Origin of the sequence: Streptomyces sp. NPDC093261 (assembly GCF_044753645.1) — a bacterium.
Lineage (GTDB): Bacteria > Actinomycetota > Actinomycetes > Streptomycetales > Streptomycetaceae > Streptomyces.
On the sequence record NZ_JBIVNO010000054.1, the window covers coordinates 1 to 1,188 of the forward strand.

Genomic DNA, 1,188 nt, shown 5'->3' on the forward strand with positions numbered 1-1,188 from the left:
GGGACCTCCCCCTGAGTGGTGGACACGCTGATACTGGATCTGCTTGATCCGGAGGAAGCGAGAACACCGCCGATGGCGATGAAGGACTACTCGGACGAGTTCAAGGCCGATGCCGTGGCCCTGTACGAGTCCACGCCCGGGGCGACATACAAGAGCATCGCCGCCGACCTGGGCATCAACAGGAACACCCTGCGCAACTGGGTGCTGCGCGACCGTCGGCGCCGCGGCGTCGACCCGGCCGCCCCGCCGACCGCCGGAAAGGCGGTGGCCGGGGCCGGGCAGGAGGCTTCGGCTAGCGATCCGGACGAGCGGATCAGGCAGCTCGAGGCACGCGTGCGGGAACTCGAGGCCAGCGAACGCAAGCTCGCAACCGAGCGGGACATCCTCCGCAAGGCGGCCAAGTATTTCGCAGGAGAGACGAACTGGTGAGCCGCTTCCAGTTCGTTGACGACCACCGGGGCGCCTTCGGGGTGAAGCGGTTGTGCCAGGTCATGGGCCTGAACCGGTCCAGTTACTACAAGTGGCGGGCGGGCGCCGACGCGCAAGCCGCCCGGCATCTGGACGACCAGGCCCTGGCCGAGAAGATTCGCGTCATCCACCAGCACTCGGGCGGAACCTACGGCTCGCCGCGGGTCACCGCCGAACTCCACGACGCCGGGATACGCGTCAACGAGAAACGCGTGGCCCGGGTGATGCGGGCCTTCAACATCACCGGGTTCCGCCTGCGCAGAAGGGTCCGCACCACGGTCCCCGACCCTTCCGTCGTCATCGTCCCGGACCTGTTCCGCAGGGACTTCACCGCCCCCGAACCGGGGGTTAAATACATGGGCGACATCACCTATCTGCCCCTGGAGAGCGGGGAGTTCCTTTATCTGGCGACCGTACTGGACTGCTTCAGCCGCAAGGTCGTCGGCTGGTCAATCGCCGACCACATGCGAACCGACCTCGTCGCCGACGCCCTGCGGATGGCCGCCCGCACCCGCGGCGGCCTGGACAGCGCCGTGTTCCACTCCGATCACGGGTCGCAATACGGGTCCCGGCAGTTCACCGATCTCTGCAATCAGCTCGGGGTCATCCGGTCGATGGGCGCCGTCGGCACAAGCGCGGACAACGCGGCCTGCGAAAGCTTCCACGCGTCCCTGAAACGGGAGACCCTCCAGGACGCCCGCGACTACGGCGATGCGGCCT

General features: G+C 67.5%; 1 protein-coding gene. It reads left to right on the plus strand.

The features are described from left to right. Nucleotides 1-72: 72 nt before the first annotated feature. Nucleotides 73-1,188 (plus strand): IS3 family transposase gene (locus ACIP94_RS38430; RefSeq protein WP_402436785.1). Its coding sequence is split into 2 segments (ribosomal slippage), with 1,117 coding nucleotides annotated over them: nucleotides 73-415 and nucleotides 415-1,188; the frame shifts between segments, so codons are not numbered across the junction. This gene is flagged as partial in the annotation.